Genomic DNA, 2,753 nt, shown 5'->3' with positions numbered 1-2,753 from the left:
CAGCGGGCCTAGAGGAATATGATACAGGGTGGCGCTTTGCCAGTTAAAAACCGCCTTTTCCACGGGTACATGGGCACCCCAGGCGCCATGACTGACGACGCCTGCCAGGCTCATTTGCTGGGTAGAAAAATCACCGTGCGGCAAATCCCAATGCACAGAACGCAAAGCCGGATTTCCCGCCACCGAAAAATGCAAATGACCCGCCAGCAAAGCCTGTGCTGCAAAACTGCTGGCTGGCAATAACGGTTTAATCCAGGTCGTAAAAAGGGGTGCCAGAGCGACATCTGCATCCTGCAAATGCCAGTCCAGCTTACTCCCCTGAACGGGTTCACTGACGGCAAATTTTGCGGTTCCCAGATTCGGCCAATTTATCTGACCCCGCTCCAGATGCCAGTTTTTTGCCGACTGGCGCCAGCCACTCTGCATGACAACCGGTCGCGCCGGCGCCGCCCAGTACCAGGGACTCCATAAAATGCCACCCTCGTCCCAACGCAGCTGAACCTGTCCCTGCCAGTGTCCTTGCAGATGCCCATCACCTGACAATTGTGCGGCGACATTCTGGGCTGCCTGCAACCCATCGGGACTACTGAACTGGCCTTTGTGCAGTTGCGCCCTGAAATGAACCGCAGAAATTTGTGACCAGCCAGCACCCGAAGAATGCATCTGCCAAGCGAGTTCTCCGCCACTTTGCCAGGTGGCCGGGAGCAGATTCAGGGCGGAAACCCAATCGCTTAAAGCGACTTCTCCCCGGGTCTGTAATTGCCAGCGACCTGAAGCTGCACTGCGCGCAAGCAGGGTCAGCTTGCCCAATTTTGCCCCCTCCAACTGGAAGTGCAGGCTACCAGCCCCCCCGGAACGCAGCACCTGAAAACGTCCAGTACCTTGCAAAGCCCCCCAGGGACTTCCCGAAATCACCAGGTGCAAGGCTGAACACGACCAACCCTGCCGGGTCTTCAGGACACAGTTACCCTGTATGGCTTGCCAGGGACGTTGTTTGCCAAGCTGCAGGATCCCGGCCTGAAATTGCAGACTGGCATTTTTCTGCGCATGCGTCCGCAACATGACCCTCAGGTGCTGCGCTTGCCAGGCAGCGCCCTGAACCCGTGCCGCCGTGATTTCCAGGGTCTGCGCCCAAGCCGGACCGGACAACAAAAATCCCGCACAAAAAAATATAAGCCAATACCTGAGTCTGAACCCGGCGGTTGTTGGCAGGCGCAAGGGGTTAAAGTCCTGCATAAACACTCAGGCCGGAAAAACGCCTGTACTCAGGTAGCGATCACCGCGATCGCAGATAATTGCCACCAGGACCCCCTGCTCCAGAGTTTGGGCAACGCGCAGGGCGGCGGCCACCGCGCCTCCAGAAGATATTCCGGCCAGTACCCCTTCATCGCGCGCCAGACGCCGGGTCATGTCCTCGGCTTCCTCCTGGGTCACGTCTTCTATCTGACTGACCATCTCCCGATGGTAGATTTTTGGCAAATAGGCTTCCGGCCAACGGCGAATACCAGGAATTTTAGCTCCTTCAGCGGGTTGTACGCCAACAATCTGAATATCCGGAGAGACCGTCCGCAAGTAGCGGGAGGTACCCATGATCGTCCCAGTGGTACCCATGGAAGAGACAAAATGCGTGATGCTGCCGCGTGTATCCCGCCAGATTTCCGGCCCCGTACTGAGGTAATGGGCTTCCGGATTATCGGGATTGGAAAACTGGTCAAGCATGAAGCCTTCTCCGGCGGCCACCATTTGCCGGGCCAAATCAATAGACCCTTCAATACTACGTTCAGCTGGCGTCAAAATGACCTCAGCGCCATAGGCCCGCATCACCTGACGCCGCTCGATGCTCATGTTTTCCGGCATAATCAGGGTCATCGGGATCTTCCGCACCGAAGCCGCCATGGCCAGAGCAATGCCGGTATTGCCGCTGGTGGGTTCAATCAATCGGGTGGAAGTCGTGATGGTGCCGCGCTCCAGAGCCCGCCGGATCATGTTCATGGCCGGGCGATCCTTGACGGAACCTGCCGGATTATTCCCCTCCAGCTTGCCAAAAATATGGACACACGTTCTGGGTGCCAAACTCCTGAATTCGCAAAGCGGGGTATTCCCCACCCAATCTTCCAATCCGCCCATATGCTTCTCCTTGCCTGAACATGACGCCATCATAGACCCAAGCCCTAAACCGGGGCTATCCTGAACCCCCTTCAAGTCGGGATTGGAATCCTTGGAATGGAAAACAAGCACACAGAAAGTCACGAGAAAAACACGGGTTGGCTGCGTGCTGGCGTGCTGGGTGCAAACGATGGTCTCCTTTCTACTGCAGGACTGCTCAGTGGAGTCATAGCGGGTCAGGCCAATCATGATCAGATTCTGCTGGCCGGAGTTGCCGCCCTGTTATCCGGAGCGCTGTCCATGGCGGCCGGTGAATATGTTTCCGTCAGCTCTCAGCGTGACAGCCAGAAAGCGCAACTCCGGCAGGAAGCCCATGAAATAAAGAAAAATCCTGAACTGGAACAACTCGAACTTTGTCGAATTTATATGGACCGGGGCCTGGATGAAGCTCTGGCACGGCAAGTCTCTTTTCAATTGATGCAGCGTGATCCCCTTGAAGCGCATGCACGGGAAGAGCTGGGCCTGACGGAAGTCGCTGAAGCGCGCCCTGTTCAGGCGGCATTAGCCTCCGCTGTTTCTTTTGTGAGCGGCGCGGTACCGCCGGTTCTGATCGGCGCTTTTGTCCCGCACGCCTATGCGCTGCCCAT

At 56.9% G+C, this 2,753-nt stretch carries 2 protein-coding genes and 1 pseudogene; 1 reads left to right on the top strand and 2 read right to left on the bottom strand.

What is annotated here, in order from left to right; all coding sequences use genetic code 11:
- A pseudogene (locus AC2VLY_RS02910) lies at positions 1–1,149 on the bottom strand (hypothetical protein); the annotation flags it as partial.
- Positions 1,150–1,242: 93 nt separating this feature from the next.
- Positions 1,243–2,127, bottom strand: a complete 885-nt coding sequence (gene cysM / locus AC2VLY_RS02905) for a cysteine synthase CysM (RefSeq protein ID WP_486892564.1) — start codon at positions 2,125–2,127, stop codon at positions 1,243–1,245.
- Positions 2,128–2,223: 96 nt separating this feature from the next.
- Here cysM and AC2VLY_RS02900 point away from each other — a divergent pair.
- Positions 2,224–2,753, top strand: a 530-nt coding sequence (locus tag AC2VLY_RS02900) for a VIT1/CCC1 transporter family protein (protein ID WP_486921738.1), incomplete at its 3' end; no start/stop codon positions are given.

The organism is Acidithiobacillus sp. TH-A36 (assembly GCF_057473445.1).
Note: the sequence above shows the minus strand (reverse complement) of the source record. Positions and strands in the feature narration are given on the sequence as shown.

Bases quoted from the DNA above. Each gene is read 5' to 3' on its own strand.
- cysM (WP_486892564.1), bottom strand. From the start codon at position 2,127: ATGGGCGGATTGGAAGATTGGGTGGGGAATACCCCGCTTTGCGAATTC.